Genomic DNA, 19,093 nt, shown 5'->3' with positions numbered 1-19,093 from the left:
AGGCTTTGCGGCATTCCCCCTCGTGACAATCGGCGTGACAAACACCGAAATCACCAGCAACAGCGATGCAGATGATGGTGCCGCAGCCCACGGAATGGACTGCACCTGACTGACAGTCAGGCATGCCCCGGTCATCGCTTCACTGCCTTCACCCGACTCAGGATCTCGCGGCATTGGTCTCGTCAGCCAGTGCAGCCTCCACCCGCCCACTTCCTCGGAAGTGCTCAGGAGGCCAGATCATGAGATGCCCAAACTCCCGGTCGTAAGGAGCCGTTAGTCCCGCGTTAGTGGACAACCCTCACAGGTCGCAGGGGCCTTGATCCCTGATAACACTCAACACTCTTGGCGGGATGACGTGGGGAAGATCTTAAAAGTTTTGGCTTCAAGAGGAGTTTGGTCATGGGATTGGTAGGTAGACGGGATGGGCGGAATTTTGGCTATGGCCGGCAGCTGAGCTATGCCGGGCCACAGGCGTTGAAAGATCTGTTTGGCGGCGGCCATTACGGCACGGTCAAAGCACACAGTGATCGCTGGCAGGCATTTGTACGTTGGTGCCGATCCGAAGAAGGACCGGGCTATAACGATGCCCGACAGATAGACCGAGAAACTCTGATGCAGTATGCCCATCACCTTCGGAATCAGGTCGAGCGAGGCGGACTAAGTGTTGCCACTGCTCACAACCGCCTGTCCAGCGTTAACCGAACGATGGCCGCACTTCGCGGTGATTACCACATCAGGGTACCGAGCCCGAGTAAAACATTAGGGATGCAGCGTTCAAGCGTTCGTAATGCAGCACCGCAGGGCCAGAACAAAACGCAATTTGATCGGATTATCTTGGCGCTCAGAGATCAACAGCAATATCGAGTTGTTGCCATTCTCTATCTTGCGCGTGAGATCGGAATGCGACTGCGCGAGGCTATCTTAGCCGATCTGCCTCGATTGCAGCGTGAAGCCAACCAGCTTGGCAAGATCAACATTCAAGATGGCACCAAAGGTGGCCGATCAGGGGCTTCGGCTCCACGCTGGGTGTCAGTGAATGCCCATATCCGTGAGGCAATAGCATTTGCGCAAGAGACAGCGCCACATGGGAGCCACAATCTGCTGGCGCCGGAAGAAAGCTATGCCGAATTCATACGGAAAGTCGTTCGACCTGCCCGAGACGTGCTGCACGCGTTCGATCTAAAAGGCTTTCACGAACTACGTGTGGCCTACGCCTGCAAACGTTACGAAGACATCACAGGATGCTCGGCACCCGTCAATGGTGGTACCTGCTATCGAAAAGACCATGCCCTCGATCAACAAGCTCGGATACAAATCAGCCGCGAACTAGGGCATGGTCGTACTGACGTAGTCTCGGCGTATATCGGTGGCCGAGTATGAATAAACCATATGACATGGAGCTATTCCTGACTGGAGTGTTGACAGGTTCGCATGCCAGTCGTCAGCGCCACATAAGACAAGCCAAAGCGATCCAAGCAGCAATTTCCGAACGTTGGCAACGTGACAGTCCGTGGACTTGGCAACGAAAGCACGTCTTATGGTTTCTGAATTACTCGATAACGCATAAAACTGAAGCGACACGCTACTACTATGGACTAACTACTAAGTTAATTACTCTTCGCTTAGGAAAATCATGGTTCTAGGCGTAACTTAATTCAAAACTGCCACCCTTGAAAAATAGAAAGCATTAATCAATTAAGGCAGGCTATGCCGATTACAAGCTAAAATCTGGACTACAGATATATTTAAATAAATTCCGATAGCACCATCTATACAATATCTTGAAGTCGTTGACACTTCTGATTATCCGCAAATGCATAAAAATTAGAGACGGTCCCCCCGATGATCACAAGAAGGGGTTCTTTGAGCCTCTTTGAGGCTCTAGACCACTCTCGCAAGTCAAGAGGGCTTGGATTTGCATCTTGCTCGGGATGCGTATGCCACTCGCCCACATAATTCTCCATTCCTTCGCTCGCTCTCCAACGTTTGAGCAAGATCTCCTTGTGACCAGCCTCGAATCGACGAAACCGCATGCGAGAGCGCTGGTCGGAGATTTGTGGTGGAGTCGCTGCTGTGACCTCTAAGTGAATCCCTCTTGCAATACCAATTAGAATCCCTCCAGACTCACAATCATCTGTCGAAACTTGCCTATAATGGTGGATCAACTCCAACACTTCGGGAGCGATAATCACCATCCGGTAAGTACAACGATCTATAAGTGATAGCGGCTGCATATGAAACAATCACTTCTACGAGAAGGTGATACAGGAGGAACTAACTTTCCTGTTTTATGATTAAGCGTAATGCTTCTGAACGTAGGTGATGATGTAATTTCACCTCGCACCCAAGCTAAAGCTAGGTCATTTGCCAGGCCAGCAGCATGCATAGCAGCTGATGCCGAATATGGCACCAGCCAATCACCACAAGAAGGCGCATGTTTAAAGTTGTGCTGGTACTCAGAAGACATTATCGAGTACTGGCCACCGGGAATGCTGTAATCGAGACAGGATAAGCAAGCCTGCCCCTTCTTTTCCAGAAAATAGGCCTGGGCACCACATCCGGTTCCGGTAATCCACGTAAACAGGATTCGAGATATGCGACCTTCTAACCATTGCTCGCTCATGTGATAAGAAAGGGCTTGATCGCCTGTTGCATTGACTATCAAATCCCCCCCATGCATGATCTTCAAATCGAGGATATTGTCGCATAAGCCCAGAACGTTGATTGAGGGGTACCGATTACGAAGTTCCTCAGCCAAAGTCATCGCCTTGCTTTTGTAAATATCTCTGAAACCCAGAACGTGGCGCCCAAGATTTCCAGATGACAGGTAATCGTCGTCTATCAGTACAAGATGCCCCCCCAAAAAACCCGCGCCGCTTTTTGCGAGCAAGTCAGCGAGATAACCACCAATCGCGCCACAGCCAACCATAATAATTTTCTTACCTGAAAGACCGCGCTGGTCGTCTTGAAGGTTTCGCTCCAACCAAGATTTCGGGTCAATTCGAATGGGTTGGAGGCGAAGCATACTTATACTCTTCGATTTCTTGCGTAGAACTGTATGCAGAAACTTAATTGGGGACTTTACAGACGGCGTATCAGACCACAATGCGGGAAAGGTAAGCCACGCCGCACATGAAGCATTTGGCGCCTGAATGATCAGAATGAGATTTTGGCATTTAGCCGAGTATATGTCCTTTATTCCAGAGTAAACTCCATTTATGGCCTTAATGTCTGAAGACAGCCAATTCAGGAGCATAAAAAGATCTTCTAGCGGCCAATCATGCTCTCTGGCCCCAAGCGGTAGTTGCGCCTCAACCACCCGAACAATAAATGGAAGATCGACAAGTCTGGGACTCCAGTATTTATATCTTTGGAGCAGCTTTTCTTTTTCACGACCCAACAAGAAAACTCCGGACTTCTCACTCTCGCTCATGACTCGTATCATTTGTGAATCGAGAATGCTTCCGAAGTCGCCGCTATCTATATCGATAAGTAAACTATCGCCAAGCCATGACGCGTGAAACTCGTCCTGAGTGTCCTTAAGGGCATCTCCAGCAGCCAATCGAGACAGTAATTTTTCAGCGATTTCAATGCATCCAAGTATCCCACCAACCAAGTTATCTCTAGGTAGATGTGCTTGATTAGGCCCGATATAGCAGAGATAGCCATTAGACGTGAGATGAGCACAGTTAGCCGGTATTCCAGGCGGACGTTCGATGACACGGATGTTTGGCAGCTTAGTAAAACCAACATCGCTGAAAGAGATGACCGAAGAATAACCAACACCATCAACAGTCAAAGATCCAAAGTACTTTGGGAGAGGATAGCTCTTAATTAACTCGAAGCCCCTGCAAACAAGAGCCTCGTGAATTCTTACAAAATTAACGTTCATTGATTAACCAGCAGTAATGTCGCCAACAGGTTTAACAGCGACTGTTGCAACGGGCACTGCGGTTTTAACGGACTCGATTCCAACTCGATTTGGATCATTCGGTAGCCGGCTTCCGAACTCTGCACGAAGAATGAAACAAGCCACACTCGGATCTTTGCAATCATTGATCGCTTGCTCCAGATGCTTCGCAAGCTTCTCAACACGGCTGACCAACAAGTCTCGAATTCCATCTTTGTCCAATCTAGCGGCGAGATCTTCCTGATCGGCTGCGGAGCGATGGGCTGTCACTGGATTTATGACCTTCCCGCGCAATATCCGCGGCAACTCCTTGCAGACTTTTACTAAAGCTAGATCATCCCGGCCATGGATGGCGACATCGAAAGCCTCTGCAGTAGCCACCATCAGCAGAATTGACTTTGGATCCTTGTCAGCTTCCCAGTCCTGATTATCACGCCACGCCTTTATATAGCGCATGATTCGCCGGAGCTGATCCCCCTTAAGATTGACCTCACCCTCCACCCACTCCTTAACCGGCCTAGGGTCACTATCCCGCCAACCATTTTTTTTGGTCGCCATGAGGACACCTTGGGTAGGGAGCAAATCCCAATTGTCATCAATGGAGAAAGCAGAATCCATGGTAAGACCTTTTTGCTCCATTGAGGCCCGTGCTTCATTGAGCTGTAAGAACTCATCATCTGGAATGCTGTAGACCGGGACGTCGATATGCGTCTCCGAATCGATGACAAGTCTGGTGCAATTGGGGTTGTCTGTGACCAGCCCCCATCCCTTTTCCTCAGCTAGCTCATCCAGGATGGCCTCAACCGTATTAAACAGAATGCTGCTCATCTCGGACGGCGGAGCTGACTCCATGTAACTGAAGGGCAGATATGTACCGTCGTCCAAGTCAGCCTGCTGAGGAGGCTTACAGGGAGCGTTTAGCGTTTTGTACGCCCAAGATCCTTGGGTGAAAAAGCGCGGAACTGGGACTCTTCCAGCTTCCTCTAAGGCCACTCTCAAACGTTTGGGCAGCTCGGTACGCAACGTGTTGCGGATATCCGTTCGAGCCTCAAGCATCGTCTTGGATGCATCCTCCTCCAGCGTCAGGTTGTTGATGAAGGTGTCTTGGTAGACCTTGCTACTGAACAAGCTGTGTAGATTGAGGAGTTCCATTGGATCGATCCCTGCCCACTGTCATTTCACATTGCCAGCACTATATGGGGTAGCATCATCAGCGGTCAATTTTAGTAGGAATGCGCGCATGTACGCCGTTTTTGGAATCAGAAACCTTCTTGCTGCCATCGTTACGATGGTCATTTTGTTCACCGGCATCGTGATGCTGATTCAGATGCCTGGAGATGCAATTAGCATCGGGCTGCTAGCAATGAAGGTCGGTACATACACTGTTAGCGGCTTTTTGGCTCTCGGGAGCATCAAACCCGTATTTGGATTTTTCTGGAACGTCATGAATCGAATACTGCCCAGTTCGTTTCCCAACATTACGGGAGAATGGGAGGGATACCTGGAGTCGAATGTCACGGTTCAGGAAATACTGCGTGAAGCTGCGCGGTCTACTGACAGGCAATTTGATCAATTCGATCCGGAGCAGGTGGAGACGATCAAATTGCTAAAAATTCCGGCTCGTATCACGATCAATGCGAACATTCTAAAAATCGATGTGACCATGGTCGTCACGAGTAGGGACAAGAAATCGCAATCTCACAGCATAGCCGTTAAGCCTTTGGTTTCAGTCAATGGCGAGCCTCATAGTTTGGCCTACATATTCCAATCTTCACGACTCAATCCAGAAGCAGATGACACCTCATCACATATAGGGGCAGCTCATCTACTCCTGACCCGAGAAAACGATTCGCTCATGCTCCAAGGCACCTACTGGACGTCTCGCAATTGGCGAAGAGCAAGTAATACGGCCGGCGCATTGACTTTCAAACGAGTCAAAACTTGATTCCCAGCTCGCGCAGCAGAGAATCTAATTGCGACTAACGCCCTTGACTTTTTCCGGATCTAGTTCTAGCCCTAGTTACCGCCATCGTTTGCAGCTGAGCTCTAGACCGCTTGAAAAACAATTCAAACAATAGAAGCATTAAAATAGGAAGAGAGTATCTAGTCTTTGCCACACATATCTTAGACCCTCTAGATGGCTAAGATTTAGTAGGCCTTAAGCAAACACGAAAACACGAAAACACGAAAACACGAAAACACGAAAACACGAAAACACGAAAACACGAAAACACGAAAACACGAAAACACGAAAACACGAAAACACGAAAACACGAAAACACGAAAACACGAAAACAAAATAAAGTTATGCATAATGCCATGCAAAATCAAACATAAAACTCTCGCTGCATTGCACTTATATGCATTGACTCAAAAAGTCACGGAGCAGTACGAACAAAGCTAAAATATCCATTTGTGGAGAGACTGGTAAAATAATTTCCTTGCAACTGCTCATAGTCATCGTGACTAACTTTTAGTAGTGCAGCTCCATCGTAAGTCGGTTCAGCCCCAACACTTATCTGTTTTGGACGAACAGTATAGACATAATGTAAAATCGGTCGACCGGATTCTGGATCGCGCTTAACTATCACTGCCTGTGTATTTGACTCAGAACTATCGGTTACAACCTCAAGAGAAATTTTGAAAAAGTCCTGAATAATGTGAACCTTTCCTTTTGCTTGCCCGGATTTGGCATCCATATTCCAGTCGATAGTTGCCAGCCACTGACCATTTAGGTCCGGAAATAGCAAGCGATTGAGTGCCGGAACAAGCTTCCAGATTTTTCGCCACCCCCATGCAGTGAAAGCCAATAACAGAAACTCGAGAATAGTTACGGTCCGAAAAACCTGGGCGAGATCAGCGTTTCCATAACAAGAAACGACGAACGCCCATATAGTGGCGTAGATCCCAGCAATAACGGCAATGATTTTAATCGGAGAGAATAAGGAAAACATTCAGTAATTACCCGTCTTCTTATGGGGAAATATAGCCATCCCGTAGGAGGCACTTAACACACCAGTAGCCAGTACCCCTGGAAGGTAGGATCCGAACAACGCAGCGGCATACCGCCCCCCGTAGTGACGTGTACGATCCCAATTTACTCCTGGGACGATTGGAGGAGAAAAATACATACCAGAAGCTACCAACACAAAGTCTTCGGTAAGAATATGAAACCCGTCGTGCACAGGGCATTCCTGCTCACCAAGCGCAGCGAGGTGGGAAGCCAACGTTCCCTTGGCAAGAGTTGGTTGTTCGTCAGTCAACGCACAAACAGGTAACTCCGTCACACCATCCCACACAATGACCCCAAGGCCGGTGAAGGCAGAAGTGGTACAAGATTGTGCCTTACGAAGCATCGCAGCTAGACGTGTCACGATTTCAGGGCTACTCATCAGCAGAAAAATTCAAGTTTGGTGGACGACTCAAGCATGGCTCTCTGACGCGCAGCTTGCCGATTGCTTCCAAATCAGCTAGGAGAAATAGGATCTCTAGGCTTTTGCAAATATGTTAAAAAACTAATCCATAGATCCTAACCGCGCCTACCTCGGCGTGTCCGCAGCTTAACCCATGCGCGAGGAGCCTGCGCAGCTAGCTTTTGCTGACCAGGATTGATGGAGACTGTCACTCTTCGCACAGCAAAAACCGATCCGTCACAAAAAACGACACAGTCCATATAATGTTTTCCAAGATACGCAGTGCTTTCCTCCACAGTGAACATGCCGCGCCCCTTTTTCGAGTGCCCCAAATCACCGATGTAATCAGCCTTTTCTCCATCATTCCTTACGGTCCAGCCAATCTCAGCAGAGTCAGGAACCGCTTGCTTATTAACAATGCTAAACACCAGCCATCGGTTCCGTTCTACGTTAGGTACCTCATTGCGGTAGGTTGTTAGTAAGGCTCCTCCCTTACGGTCATACACCGCGATATCAATATCCGGGACCTGCATCAGCGCCTTCTCAGTGGCGGACTCGACTACCTCAAGCTCATCTGTTTCGGGCAGAGGCATCAAGAACGAAAATGCCTGCTCCCAAGCGAGGACCGCAGAGGATTCATCTTCAGCAGCGTTTGCAGCCTGAGCCGAATCGTTCAGCCCCCTCAGCCTTTGCAGGAATGCATCCCAAGCGTCCATAGGTATGCGATTAAGGTCCTCGGTTTTATCGACTGGATTCGGAATGCTCCGATCTTGTGCCAATCGCTTGTAAATCCTGTCAACAACCGCAACAAGGACATCATCATCGCCAATACTTGGAATATGCTCCCCCCATACCTCGCAACATGCCTCAGCAGAGGTCACTGTAAGGAAAATAGAAGACGGGCGAGCCTCCGGCACATCATCGAACGCCACAGCAGCCCATCCCTTTAGATAGCGAACAAGACGTCGCAATTGTGAGCGGCTGTCGGGATCTACGGTATCCCTGAACCATTTATAGAGCTGCTTAGGATCGCTGTCTTCCCATCTACCGGAGAGACAAGCAAGTCGACGCTGATCCGTCGAAGGAATGAGACGATATGTCGGCGTATCAATATGAAACTGCTTCACATAGACCGCACGGGAGCATCGCTCCTTGGGAGGTTCCAGTACCTCCGTTAGCTCGACGCAGGAGCTCTTATATTCACATAACACGCTTTGCACCCAACTCCTCAATTCCTGAGCTGTGGGCGCTCCATCTTCCTCTTCTGGGTTCCACGCAAAATATACACCGACATCAACATCGTACTCCTCTCCCTTATGAACTGGCTTAATGAGTGTCCCATATTTGTAGGAACCTTGAAGCCAAGTTGAAACCGGGTAGCCCTGCACCGCAAGCCGCTCCTTCAAATACTCTGCCAACGCATTCCACTGTTCTTGCAGAAACGCTCGTTGTTCCGTTGTTGGAGTGACACGCGAATAAAGAGTCTGCTCGGCGGCACCATTGAACAAGCGTACGGCTTTTCCCATTGTCAGGAATCCTTCAATAATTGAAGTTGCGGTTGGTGATTAAGGTATGGCTGAAGCTTGGACCCTAGAATGTCTGTAACTGACTTTTCAGCTAAAGCCAAAAGCGTGCTTCTCGCAGCATCGGTTGTAACATCTAGGCCCAAGTCCTGTGCTTGCTCATTCGACGGTACCTGATCAATACGTAGGTAATTGCTACCTAATCGGTGCGCGACAAGTTGGTCGACCAACTGCTGTTGGGACGAAATAATGACGTTAAACAGTCGCTGTTCAGACATCCAATCAAGTATTCCGAATTCGCGGCCGGCAGCGTGAGAAATGGAATACTTTTGAGTTGTAGTACCAATACTTAAAAGCCGAAAGGCGTCTTTAGGTACGTTGAAAAAGTGCTCTGCCTCATGCTGCGCGACTAAATCTGGAGCATTCGCGAAAAGTCCTCCATCGGCATAAAGGCTATCGCTAATTTTGGCCAGTTCAAAAAATGTAGGTGCAGCTGCGGTTGCCAGCGCCACTTCCACAGCCTTCAGCTTCCAGTCGCGATTCCATTCTTGAAAGTGTCGGGTTTTAAATACTTGGGGTTTGCCCTCAGTAACATTAACCGCGGGTATTGCCAATGGGTGTAGTGCATCGCCGATTAAGGCATTTTCTGGGATGAGCTTTGTTATGACGGCCCGAAGCGGCTCGGTTCTGTAGCGTGGCTTGGACCTATGGACCCATAAGTCCCATGCTTTCGCTGCTGCATGACTTGGTTTTTTATAAAGAGGGAAAATGGAGGGGCCGTGTTCGATGAACACTTTAACTACTTTCGCCATGGGCACCTCAAAAGCTGCAGCCAAAGCGATGATGCCTCCGATGGAGGTGCCGCAAACTAGGTCAAAACGCCTCGCAATCGGATGCCCTACCTCTTTTTCCATCACGTCTAATACACGTGCTGTGAATAGACCACGGTAGCCTCCACCGGTAAGCGCTAGTGCCTGAAAAGGTGCTTCTGCAGTCCATTCCATGAGTAATGCCTATGAGCCAAGAGGTCCAAGTTGCACCATGCCACCAGTCGTAATTTACCGCAGCGTTCATCTCTGAACGGAGCTCAGTACTGACTACGGAAGCTTGAATAGTCCTTACCATCAGGTGTTACCCAAAAAAATCTTCGTATGGAGTAACTCTCGAATTGCTGGAACAGCTTAGCTCATCTAATGGGGAGAAAAGGCATTCAAACTCCAGCGCATTTAACTATTAAAACGCGCGGTTAAATTACTAAATAGTATTAAAAACCATGACATATTTATTATTTAAATCGGCCTAAGGGCAACATCCACCAAAAATATTCTCAAATTTTTGAGGTAGTTTTAGGGGTAGAAACAGATACCAATTCTGAAAAAATATTATTTCATAATTAGTTAGCGTTCAGTTCGACTCCTGGTGCCGCACCATACAAAACGAAGCCCTCGCAGAAATGTGGGGGCTTTGTTGTTTATGGGGTGCTCAATTTTCCTCCGCCCCCCTGAAAAACCTGTGGGAGCGAGCTTGCTCGCGATGAAGCCATCAACCCACCGACAATCTTCTCGTCCAAGACAACGGGCAGCCTTTCCCAGGCCAGCTCAACCAAACAACATCCTCTGCCAGTGATCCTCACCCACAATGGCAATCGAAGCACCCGCTTCCCGCAGCTCCACTGCCTTCATGATCTTCGTTCCGTAGGTACTGTGGCGCCACTGCTCATTACCCACGCTGCCGACCACCAGATAATGCACCTTCTCGCTTTTCTGCGATTGATCGCGGTGAATATCCTTCCGACTACGCCATTTCCACCCGTCACCGGGCTTTGGGTCACAGATCATCCGTTGAAACTTTAACTCGTTGTGGGTCAGCAAGCCGCTCTCGAACCTTATGAATCAAGGCCAAATCATCGTCGATCATCATGGCGGTCTTGGAAGATAGCTGATCCTGATTGGGCACAACCTGGCGTGATCTCTCCCCCGTCTGATGCGCAGCCGTAAGCACGTCTCGCTGAAATTTCTTGTATTCATCATCCATTGCAACGCTCCTCCGAACGCGTGTTTTCGCGCGCGCCCTATAGTCGGCTACATCGGCCAAAACGCAAACTATTGCCCATCCATAGAATCACCTAAACCTCCCCCGCCAGCATCAGGCCACGATTGCACCCTACCCAATCGCCCGCTACTCTCCAACCGTCGCTGCCAATTCAGCGACCGGGCCTGAGAACCCGAGTAAGATGCAGGCGCTACAGCGCCCGAACCACGTTTTGCGGCGTTTTTTTATGTCCGCATTCCGTGCAATGGCGGCTGTGCGTGGGAGACCTTCGGGTCTGCCGGGTTCCTGTATCTCCGGTTTCTCAGCCTGCGCACAGCTGCCACCCATTCGCCTGAGAACGAACGTGGCAGCTCATATCTGATATGGGAGTTCATCGATGCACGCCATGGATCTGCTGCAGTCTCGCTTTATCACGTTGCCAGCCACCCGCCGCCAGTTGGCGATTGGAGGTGCGCAATGACCCATCCCAAGGACCTCAAAACCCCAGGCCTAACCCCCTTCTCCTACCACTCCGACCGCCCGCTATTCCGCGTCAACAGCGGCATCCCTATTGGCGAAGCCCTATCCCACGCTTCCGACCTGCTTCACGTTGCCAAGGTCCTCGCCGAGGAAGCGGCGATGATTCGCGGCACGGATCGGTATGCCTGGGCTTCGTATTATTTGCAGGATATGAGCAAGGCCGTCATTGATGACGTGGTGAAGGTGCTGGAGGCGCCGGGGAGTCATCCGGCTTAAGGGTAGCGGGCCAATGCTGCTCGCTGGATGGGGCAGCATTGGCTTGAGCGGATAAAGAGGGGCTGCTTTACAGCCCAGCGGGAGCAAGCTCCCTCGCCACGGGGTTTGAGTCAGACCAACCGCGCACCGCCATCGATGTTCAGCGTGGCGCCGTTTATGAACGTGTTCGTCATCAGGAAAACCGTAGCCGCGCCTGCCTCAGCGGCAGTGCCCACGCGATGCAGCGGCAGCACCTGTTCCCATGCGCGAACGTACGCATCGCGCCCGTCACCCAAGGCTTTGCTGAAGATAGGCGTATCGATCGGGCCTGGAGACAGCGTGTTGACGCGGATGGGCGCCAGTTCCAAGGCCAGGCCACGGGCCAATGCTTCCATTGCGGCCGAAGCGGCAGCAATTATCGCGGTGCCATGGGCATTGGGCCGGTCGGCCAGGCAGCCTGATATAAAGGTGATGGAGCCTTCCTTGGACAAGCGATCCCCGAGCGCTCGGATCGCATGGATAGAGGCCCACATGCGCTCTTCGAACGCCCGGCGCAGGTAGTCGATTTCTGCATCCAGCACTTTGCCCGCCACGAAGGTGCCGGCGAACAGAACCAGATGGTCCACCTGCGGGATGTCCGCCAAGGCGGCGTAGATGGCTTCGCTTTGGGTGACGTCGGCGGCGCGCCAGCCGGCAAGGCCGTGTTCCAGGGCGGCTTGCTCGGCACGCTCGGCGTTGGAACCGATCACGATGACGGATGCGCCGGCGGCCTTGGCTTGAATCGCGGCGGCAAGACCGATGCCGGAGGTGCCGCCGAATATCACTACGGTGCGGTCCTGCAGTTGGGCAGGCAATGGTTGGGCGAATGAATGGCTCATGGTCTATCTCCTTGAACGCCTGGATGGCGTCGATGGGCAAAGACTAAAGATTCGAGCCAACGTTGATAATTGGGTCGCAAGTCGCTTTACTAATGCCATGAAGGAACAAATAGGTTTGGACCGCCTGACCGGTCTTATTGCCTTTGCCCGCGCCGCCTCTTTGGGCAGCTATACCGCTGCGGCTCGCGATCTGTCGGTGTCGCCGTCGGCCATCAGCAAGAGCGTGCAACGGCTGGAGCAGCATTTCGGGTTGAGTCTGTTCAGCCGCACCACCCGCTCGTTGACTCTCACCGTCGAGGGCCGGGACCTGTACGAACGGGCGCTGCGGATTCTGCGGGAGGTGGAAGACATCGAGCAGGCCGCCGTGGCCTCGCGCGCTGAACCCTCCGGCACCTTGAAAGTGACAGCGCCACCGCCTATCGGGCTGAACATTTTGGCGCCGGCGATCCCCAGGTTTCGCGAGCGCTACCCCAAGCTCGCCATCGACCTGCGCTTGGGCGATCAGTTTGCCGACATCGTCGAGCAGGGCATCGACGTGGCCGTGCGCGTGGGCAACCTGGCCGATTCCCGTCTTATCTCTCGCACGCTGGGCCCGCATCGAATTTGCGCTTTTGCTTCGCCAGCCTATCTGGCCAAACGCGGCACGCCGCTGGAACTGAGCGACCTGGCCAACCATGATTGCGTGAATTTTCGCTACCAGAGCTCGGGCCAAGCGCTGCGCTGGCCGTTCAGCGTGGGGGATCGCACGGTGGAGATCGCGCCCGACGCCTCCATCGTCATCGACGCCAGCGATGCGGTGGCTGCGGTACTCGCTGCTGGCGGCGGCATTGGAATTTCACCGACCTATGTCGCGGCGCCCTATGTTGCCCGGGGTGAACTGACGCCGCTGTTTCCACAATTTGCCATTGATCGCTCCTCCATTACGGCGTTGTGGCCGGAAAGCCGCCGCGGAAGTCCGAACGTCAAGGCGTTCGTGAGTTTCCTGAACGAGCTGTTTCCCACTCCTACCGCGTGGGATGAGATCGTCGCGAAGGGCTCTTTGAATCCACTCTAGAATGTTTGCTTGCGGAAAAGGACTGCTTCGCAGCCCAGCGGGAGCAAGCTCCCTCGCCACAGCCTCATCTAATCATTTGCCTCGCCGATAGCTTCAGGTATGAGCCGTCCCAAGGCTCTGCTGGCGCTCGACTACACTTGCCCAGACATCTCGCTCCAGGAGCAGTTAGCGATGAAGATCCGCACCAAAGTCATAGGCTCGGGGTTGGTCAGTCTTTCTTTTGCGCTGCTGCTAGGCGGAATCGGGTTGTGGGGCTATCACTCCATGACCGAGGCCCTGGTGCAGAACGAGACCAGTATTTCGGCCATGCGCAAGCACATGGAGGCGGACATGATGCACGACGCCATTCGTGCCGATGTGCTGGCCGCCCTGCTGGTGAAGCCGGGGGATGCGCAGGGGGCGAAGGAAGTGTTGGACGGGTTCGATGAGCATACGCAACGGATGCGCAAGGTCATCGCCGAGAATGCCGAGGCGAAGTTGCCAGGGGATGTCGCCAAGGCGATTGGCGAACTCAAACCGCAAGTCGAGACCTACATCGGTAAAGCCAAGCAGATCATCGACCAGGCGCTGGGCGGCGCCCAGGATGCCCATGCACTGCGGGCGGAGTTCGATGGCGCGTTTTCAGCACTGGAAGAACGCAACGAGGCGGTCAGCGAGCTGATCGAAAACCAGGCGCAATCATCGCGCGAACATCAGGACAGCAGCATTCAGACCTCGGAGCGCTGGCTGATCGTGACCTTGCTGGCGACCTGTGTCGCCCTGGCGTTGTTGTCATGGAGCCTGCTCAAGGCGGTGCTCACGCCACTGAACAAAATCATCGTTAATACCCAGGCGATTTCCCAAGGCGATCTACAGCGCTCGATGGGGGCTCAAAGCAAGGATGAGCTGGGTCAGTTGCAAGGCGTGATCGAGCAGATGCAGACCAATCTGCGGCAGATGATCGCCACCATTCGCGGTCAGAGCGACGAGTTGCACGGCACGTCGCGGAATCTGGGTGATACGGCGCGGCAGATCGTTTCCAGCGCTGACCAGCAGGCCCAGAGCGCGACCAGCATGGCGGCGAGCATGGAGCAGATGATGGCGAACATCAGCCAGATCCATCAGCACGCCGACAGTGCGCGGACGATTTCGGCGCAATCCGAACAATTGGCGAGCAGCGGCGGCCAGGTGATTCTCGGGGTGGTGGAAGGCATGAACCGGATCGCCGAGGTGGTTAACCAATCGTCCAGCAAGATCACGGCGTTGGACGCGTCATCCGAGGACATTCATTCCATCATCCAGGTGATCAAGAGCATCGCCGAGCAAACCAATTTGCTGGCCCTCAACGCCGCCATCGAGGCCGCTCGCGCCGGTGAGGCGGGCCGTGGTTTTGCGGTAGTGGCCGACGAAGTGCGCAACCTGGCAGCGCGCACGACGCAGTCCACCCAGGAAATCACTGCGATGATCGAGCGCATCCAGTCCAGCGCCCGGGACGCGGTGGCGAACATGCAGGCATGCGTCAGCCGCGTGGACGAAGGTGTCAACCTGGCCCAGCAGGCCGGGGTGTCCATCAGCGAAATCCGCACCGGCGCCCGGCATGCCGCCGAGGTGGTGGAAGAGATTTCCCAGACCATTGCCGAGCAATCCAAGGCCAGTGACGAGATGGCCCAGCGGGTGGAGTCGATTGCCGAGCAGTCCAGGGAGAACACCCGTTCGATTCATAACCTGACGCAAACGGCGGATCAGTTGAACGACGCGGCGGGTTCGATGCAGGCTTCGGTGCAGCAGTTCAAGATTTGATCAATCGGGGCTGCTACGCAGCCCAGCGGGAGCAAGCTCCCTCGCCACGGGTTACCCGGTGTGAATCAGGTTGCTGGCTCACTCAAACCTGGCTCACCTCGAACACAAACGAAATCTCCCGCTTCTGGGCGCTCCAGACATACCGAATATGCTTGCCCTGCACCGGGATCGATACCGCCGGCGGGCGGAACGCGGCCACACATTCGTGACCGGGCAGGCGGACGCTGTTGTACAGCAGGCCCCATGACAAGGTTTCACGCAGGTCCCGGGCGAACACCTGCGACGGGCCATAGGCGGCGGGGTCGGGGTTGTACAGATGTGGGTAATCGTGACGGATGTCGTGCAGGGGTTTGACCACTTGGTTGACGTAGGTGCGCATCGTCAATTCCAGATCCGGTTCGTTGGTAGCCCCCAGGAACCGGGCCTGGTGATAACACGTCTCGGCAATCGCGGCTTCTTGGCTGCTGGCGGCGTAATAAACGCCGAAGGTGCCATCGCTGAAGCGGCTGCTTTTGCCAATGTGGGTAAATGCCGCCATCACCGGTGAGGAGCCCGGCCCGGAGACGCGGTCTTCGGGACGCACCCGGGAGAGCACGCCGGCTTCTTCCATGAGCCGGTCGTTGGTCAATGCTTCCAGGGCATAGGCCGTGGGCAAGTCTTCAGGATCGAGCACATCTTCGAACAACGTGATCGGCGGAAAACTACTGTTGACGATCCGATAGGCCCGTTTCCATTGCGGGTCCGCCAAAGGTGGCGTCATTAGCCGCGCACTCCATCGAGGTATCGCCGCACATCGGCAATGTCCACCACCCGGCCGGCCAGCATGTAGGACAATGCCGACTGGCCATTGAACGGCGCAGCGGTGTTAGGACTGCTGATCCACTGATACGCACGGTCCCGGCTGTTGCTGAAGATGATGCTCAACGCCTTGTGTATTCCCATGAGATAGGAAATGCGCTCGAGGGTGTCTCGCGGCAGCCTTACGTTATCGGGCAGCTGTTTGTACTTGTAGAAGGTCGTGTTGCCTACTTTGCCCAACAACGTACGCTGCTGCTCGACGCTGCAACCCCACAGCTCCATGAGATTGAAGAAAAATTTCAACGCGACTCGTCCCGCATCCGGGGAATCCAATTGTTGCTGTGCGTTGAGGCTGACGGAGGAAATCGCCATGAGTCTTGGCTCCCTTGTTGCTGACTGATGCCTAGAGAGTAGTACACATATGGATAAAGTTTAAGTTTTAATTCGCAAGCGGACAAACAAGAGCCCCAGTAACGGCTCATTCATCTCGACGTGATTGTTTTGATAAAGACCGACCTGCAAGCCAAACCAGCAAAAACCTCAAATCCCACATAAGCTCCAGTTATCGGCTGCCGGCGCTTTTCGCTACAAAACCGCGACAACCGTGGCAAGGTGCTTGATGATAGCCACCATCGCACCGCCGGGCCCGGGCCGGGTGCACAACAATAGCGAGCCCACTTGAGCAGAGGGCATTACCTCATGGATAGCAGAACCTTACGTAACCTCATGCGCATCGTTCAGACCGGTTCGTTGTCGGCGGCGGCGGAGCAGTCGTGCCTGACGGTGCAGGCATTGGCGGCGCAGTTGAACAAGGTCGAGGAGCAGTTCGGGTTCAGGTTGTTCCGGCGCTCGAACAAAGGCCTCACGTTGACCAGCCAGGGCTCGGAACTGACGCCTTTCATGGACCAGGTCCTTGCGGCCACTCGGCAATTGGAAGAGAAAGTCACGGCGCTCAAGACGCCCAGGCAACGCAGCCTGAAAGTGGCGCTCAATACCACCCTGCCTGGTGATTTCAATCGTCGGATGATCGATCGCCTGATCGCTGTGTTCCCTCATTATCAATTGGAATTCAGCTACGCCGAATCGATGGAGAACCTGAGCAAACTCAAGAACGAAGACTTTGACCTGGCCATCCTGATCGGACAACAGAGCGGTTTTTCCAGCATTCCGATGCCGGATGTACAGGTGCGGGTGGTTGGCGCCCACTGTGGTGACGAAGACGATTCCCTTGGCCTGCTGGGCGACAAATTCCAGGTGCGTCCTGCGCAAGAATGTCCGTATTCCCACAGCTTTCTTCGCTTTCTCGACGCGGGTCTCGGCGAATATGGGCCAAGCCAGCGAATGGTTTATTCCTGCAGCGAAACGCTGACGCTGTCGTTGATCACCCAGCTTGATGGCTTGGGGCTTGTGTCCCGCGACGCGGCGCTTCGCAACGGTTTGGCGATTTTCCCGGACTTCGAGGATTTCCTTGAAGTACGCCTGGCGGTGAACAATCCCGAACTGTCCGACCAGGCGTTGCACGACGTGGTCGACCTGACGCTACAGGAACGAGCCGAGCGCGATATACGCCGCCGTCCCCACCGCTACGCTGAGAAACAGGTTGCGGCTGAAATACGCACATAGCAGCGTCGGAATCGCGGCATAGAACTCGGGGCGGTCGAGCTGGATGTGCTGATCCTTGATCAGCAACGGCGTCAGGCTGATCGCGGCGACGATCGCCACCGGCAGGTATTCCAGGGCACGTGCGACGAAGGGCGGCCAGTTTTCGGTATTGACCTGCAGCGGCAGGGCCCGTGGCAGGAAGGTCACGGCCATCATCAGCGCAACGGCCAGGATCAGGAACGTTTGGTCAGGCATACGCCCACCCCGCAGCCAACGAACGTGGCGATGAAGACATTGAAGGGCGAACTGCCCACCAGGCTCAGCGCACCCATGCAGACGACTGCCGCCAACGCCGCGATCAGCTTGTTGCGCGTGTTGCACAACGAAACCAGTACGTAGAGCATCATGGCGGTCAGGGCGTAGTCGAGCTGATACTTGATCAGGTGCGCCGCGTATTGGGCGCAGATGGCGCCCAGCAAGCCGCCGAGCACCCAGGATGTATGGCAGAACAAATTGAAACCGATCAGGTAGCGAACACTGACCGGCGCCCCGCTGCCTAGCTTGACGCTGTGAAAGGCGAACGACTCGTCCGTGAGCCCCACCGCATAGCACCAGCGCTCGAAACGACTGAGCCCCAGCGCACGCAATGCCTTGGCCATGTAGACCGACATCAGCATGTGACGGGCATTGATCAGGAACGTGGTCAACACGATGGTGGTCAACGACGCGCCGCTGGAAATCAACGCCAGCGCCGCGAATTGCGAGGCGCCTGCGTAGACGAACAGGCACATCGCGACCGGGAGCCACAAGGGCAACCCGGCGTTGACTGCCATCAGACCGAACACAAACGAAACCGTGAAATAACCTGCTACCACCGGACTGGCTTCAGCAAAGGTTCGTGAGGCTTGTGGTTCGACCGCCAGCGGCTGGCTGGAAGTCTTGTTCATAAATCCCTCTCGAAAGTAATTTCGCCCCGGGGCTCGCAGAACCCCTGGGCAGCCCAGAAACGCTTGCCGGCCAGATTGCTTTCGTCGACGAACAGGAACATGCGCAGCACGCCTACCCGTTTCATGTCGGCTGACGCCGCTTCCACCAGGCGTTGCCCGAGGCCTTGGGTACGATGCCTGGGGCTGACGGCCAGGTGGTTGATCGTTCCGCGCGTGCCGAGCATACCGCCGATCACCGCACCCACGACCTCACCCTGGGCATCGAAGGCCATGTAGGCGGTCGTGGTTTCCTGCAACAACACCCCACGCAAGAACCGGGCATCCTGCCACTCGCAGAATGACACTTCGTCAAAACCGCGAAAGAACTGCTCCAGTCGTTCGGCATCCCTGACCATGGCCCGGCGCAACAGCACTTGTTGCACC

Annotated in this window: 20 protein-coding genes and 1 pseudogene; 7 read left to right on the top strand and 14 right to left on the bottom strand. The window is 53.8% G+C overall.

Features of this window, described 5'->3' with window-relative positions:
• Positions 1–399 precede the first annotated feature (399 nt).
• Both Q7C33_RS19650 and Q7C33_RS19645 read left to right on the top strand, forming a co-directional pair.
• Positions 400–1,380: an integrase domain-containing protein gene (locus Q7C33_RS19650; RefSeq protein WP_407683981.1), complete on the top strand. Its 981-nt coding sequence runs from the start codon at positions 400–402 to the stop codon at positions 1,378–1,380.
• Positions 1,377–1,643, top strand: a complete 267-nt coding sequence (locus tag Q7C33_RS19645; RefSeq protein WP_407683980.1) for a hypothetical protein — start codon at positions 1,377–1,379, stop codon at positions 1,641–1,643. The genes Q7C33_RS19650 and Q7C33_RS19645 overlap by 4 nt, the downstream gene beginning before the upstream one ends.
• Positions 1,644–1,769: 126 nt before the next feature.
• Here the strand turns inward: Q7C33_RS19645 and Q7C33_RS19640 are convergent, their stop codons facing one another.
• From Q7C33_RS19640 to Q7C33_RS19630, 3 genes are read right to left on the bottom strand one after another with little or no spacing between them, the layout of a single operon-like run.
• Positions 1,770–2,195, bottom strand: a complete 426-nt coding sequence (locus tag Q7C33_RS19640; protein ID WP_407684017.1) for a Mov34/MPN/PAD-1 family protein — start codon at positions 2,193–2,195, stop codon at positions 1,770–1,772.
• A gap of 17 nt (positions 2,196–2,212) precedes the next feature.
• Positions 2,213–3,892, bottom strand: a complete 1,680-nt coding sequence (locus tag Q7C33_RS19635) for a ThiF family adenylyltransferase (protein WP_407683979.1) — start codon at positions 3,890–3,892, stop codon at positions 2,213–2,215.
• Between the two features lie 3 nt (positions 3,893–3,895).
• Positions 3,896–5,062 (bottom strand): CBASS cGAMP synthase, encoded by a 1,167-nt coding sequence (locus Q7C33_RS19630; RefSeq protein ID WP_407683978.1) that lies wholly within the window; start codon positions 5,060–5,062, stop codon positions 3,896–3,898.
• Positions 5,063–5,150: 88 nt separating this feature from the next.
• Here Q7C33_RS19630 and Q7C33_RS19625 point away from each other — a divergent pair, with 88 nt between their 5' ends.
• Entirely contained in the window at positions 5,151–5,855 is a 705-nt protein-coding gene (locus Q7C33_RS19625; protein ID WP_407683977.1) for a hypothetical protein, read from the top strand.
• A gap of 433 nt (positions 5,856–6,288) precedes the next feature.
• Here Q7C33_RS19625 and Q7C33_RS19620 read toward each other — a convergent pair whose 3' ends face one another.
• The 5 genes and pseudogenes from Q7C33_RS19620 to Q7C33_RS19600 all read right to left on the bottom strand — a co-directional run bounded on the left by Q7C33_RS19620 (position 6,289) and on the right by Q7C33_RS19600 (position 10,880).
• Positions 6,289–6,864, bottom strand: a complete 576-nt coding sequence (locus Q7C33_RS19620) for a hypothetical protein (RefSeq protein WP_407683976.1) — start codon at positions 6,862–6,864, stop codon at positions 6,289–6,291.
• 575 nt (positions 6,865–7,439) lie between these two features.
• Entirely contained in the window at positions 7,440–8,849 is a 1,410-nt protein-coding gene (locus Q7C33_RS19615) for a cyclic GMP-AMP synthase DncV-like nucleotidyltransferase (RefSeq protein WP_407683975.1), read from the bottom strand.
• A gap of 2 nt (positions 8,850–8,851) precedes the next feature.
• Complete coding sequence (locus Q7C33_RS19610; RefSeq protein WP_407683974.1) at positions 8,852–9,850, bottom strand: CBASS cGAMP-activated phospholipase; 999 nt, start codon at positions 9,848–9,850, stop codon at positions 8,852–8,854.
• Between the two features lie 594 nt (positions 9,851–10,444).
• Positions 10,445–10,606 (bottom strand): annotated as a pseudogene (locus Q7C33_RS19605) (BRCT domain-containing protein); the annotation flags it as partial.
• Positions 10,607–10,673: 67 nt separating this feature from the next.
• Positions 10,674–10,880: a type II toxin-antitoxin system RelB/DinJ family antitoxin gene (locus Q7C33_RS19600; protein ID WP_334598654.1), complete on the bottom strand. Its 207-nt coding sequence runs from the start codon at positions 10,878–10,880 to the stop codon at positions 10,674–10,676.
• A 474-nt stretch (positions 10,881–11,354) separates the two neighbouring features.
• On the opposite strand from Q7C33_RS19600, the gene Q7C33_RS19595 reads away from it, so the two are divergent.
• Complete coding sequence (locus Q7C33_RS19595; RefSeq protein WP_334598653.1) at positions 11,355–11,633, top strand: DUF3077 domain-containing protein; 279 nt, start codon at positions 11,355–11,357, stop codon at positions 11,631–11,633.
• Positions 11,634–11,743: 110 nt separating this feature from the next.
• Here the strand turns inward: Q7C33_RS19595 and Q7C33_RS19590 are convergent, their stop codons facing one another.
• Positions 11,744–12,490, bottom strand: coding sequence for an SDR family oxidoreductase (locus Q7C33_RS19590; protein WP_407683973.1), 747 nt, complete (start codon positions 12,488–12,490; stop codon positions 11,744–11,746).
• Between the two features lie 97 nt (positions 12,491–12,587).
• Here Q7C33_RS19590 and Q7C33_RS19585 point away from each other — a divergent pair, with 97 nt between their 5' ends.
• The gene (locus Q7C33_RS19585; protein ID WP_198797096.1) at positions 12,588–13,544 is read left to right on the top strand and encodes a LysR family transcriptional regulator; all 957 of its coding nucleotides are present in this window, start codon (positions 12,588–12,590) and stop codon (positions 13,542–13,544) included.
• Positions 13,545–13,715: 171 nt separating this feature from the next.
• Positions 13,716–15,323, top strand: a complete 1,608-nt coding sequence (locus tag Q7C33_RS19580) for a methyl-accepting chemotaxis protein (protein ID WP_407683972.1) — start codon at positions 13,716–13,718, stop codon at positions 15,321–15,323.
• An 82-nt stretch (positions 15,324–15,405) separates the two neighbouring features.
• Here the strand turns inward: Q7C33_RS19580 and Q7C33_RS19575 are convergent, their stop codons facing one another.
• On the bottom strand, positions 15,406–16,083 hold the full coding sequence (locus Q7C33_RS19575) for an RES family NAD+ phosphorylase (protein ID WP_030141507.1): 678 nt from the start codon (positions 16,081–16,083) through the stop codon (positions 15,406–15,408).
• The gene (locus tag Q7C33_RS19570) at positions 16,083–16,493 is read right to left on the bottom strand and encodes an MbcA/ParS/Xre antitoxin family protein (RefSeq protein WP_198797068.1); all 411 of its coding nucleotides are present in this window, start codon (positions 16,491–16,493) and stop codon (positions 16,083–16,085) included. Before Q7C33_RS19570 ends, Q7C33_RS19575 begins: the two co-directional genes overlap by 1 nt.
• A gap of 327 nt (positions 16,494–16,820) precedes the next feature.
• Here Q7C33_RS19570 and Q7C33_RS19565 point away from each other — a divergent pair, with 327 nt between their 5' ends.
• A complete protein-coding gene (locus Q7C33_RS19565) occupies positions 16,821–17,744 on the top strand; it encodes a LysR family transcriptional regulator (protein WP_198797067.1) in 924 nt (307 codons plus the stop codon).
• Here the strand turns inward: Q7C33_RS19565 and Q7C33_RS19560 are convergent.
• Genes Q7C33_RS19560 through Q7C33_RS19550 form a run of 3 tightly spaced genes read right to left on the bottom strand, consistent with a single transcriptional unit; the run spans position 17,661 to position 19,044 of the window.
• The gene (locus tag Q7C33_RS19560) at positions 17,661–17,978 is read right to left on the bottom strand and encodes an AzlD domain-containing protein (protein ID WP_030141510.1); all 318 of its coding nucleotides are present in this window, start codon (positions 17,976–17,978) and stop codon (positions 17,661–17,663) included. The genes Q7C33_RS19565 and Q7C33_RS19560 overlap by 84 nt on opposite strands.
• Entirely contained in the window at positions 17,957–18,670 is a 714-nt protein-coding gene (locus tag Q7C33_RS19555; RefSeq protein WP_030141511.1) for an AzlC family ABC transporter permease, read from the bottom strand. The genes Q7C33_RS19560 and Q7C33_RS19555 overlap by 22 nt, the downstream gene beginning before the upstream one ends.
• Positions 18,667–19,044: a GNAT family N-acetyltransferase gene (locus Q7C33_RS19550; RefSeq protein WP_030141512.1), complete on the bottom strand. Its 378-nt coding sequence runs from the start codon at positions 19,042–19,044 to the stop codon at positions 18,667–18,669. Before Q7C33_RS19550 ends, Q7C33_RS19555 begins: the two co-directional genes overlap by 4 nt.
• Positions 19,045–19,093 lie beyond the last annotated feature (49 nt).

This window comes from Pseudomonas sp. BP11-1-1, from assembly GCF_052112105.1.
GTDB classification, from domain to species: Bacteria; Pseudomonadota; Gammaproteobacteria; order Pseudomonadales; family Pseudomonadaceae; genus Aquipseudomonas; species Aquipseudomonas alvandae.
The sequence above is the reverse complement of the archived record's forward strand: the minus strand, read 5'-3'. Positions and strand labels throughout refer to the sequence as shown.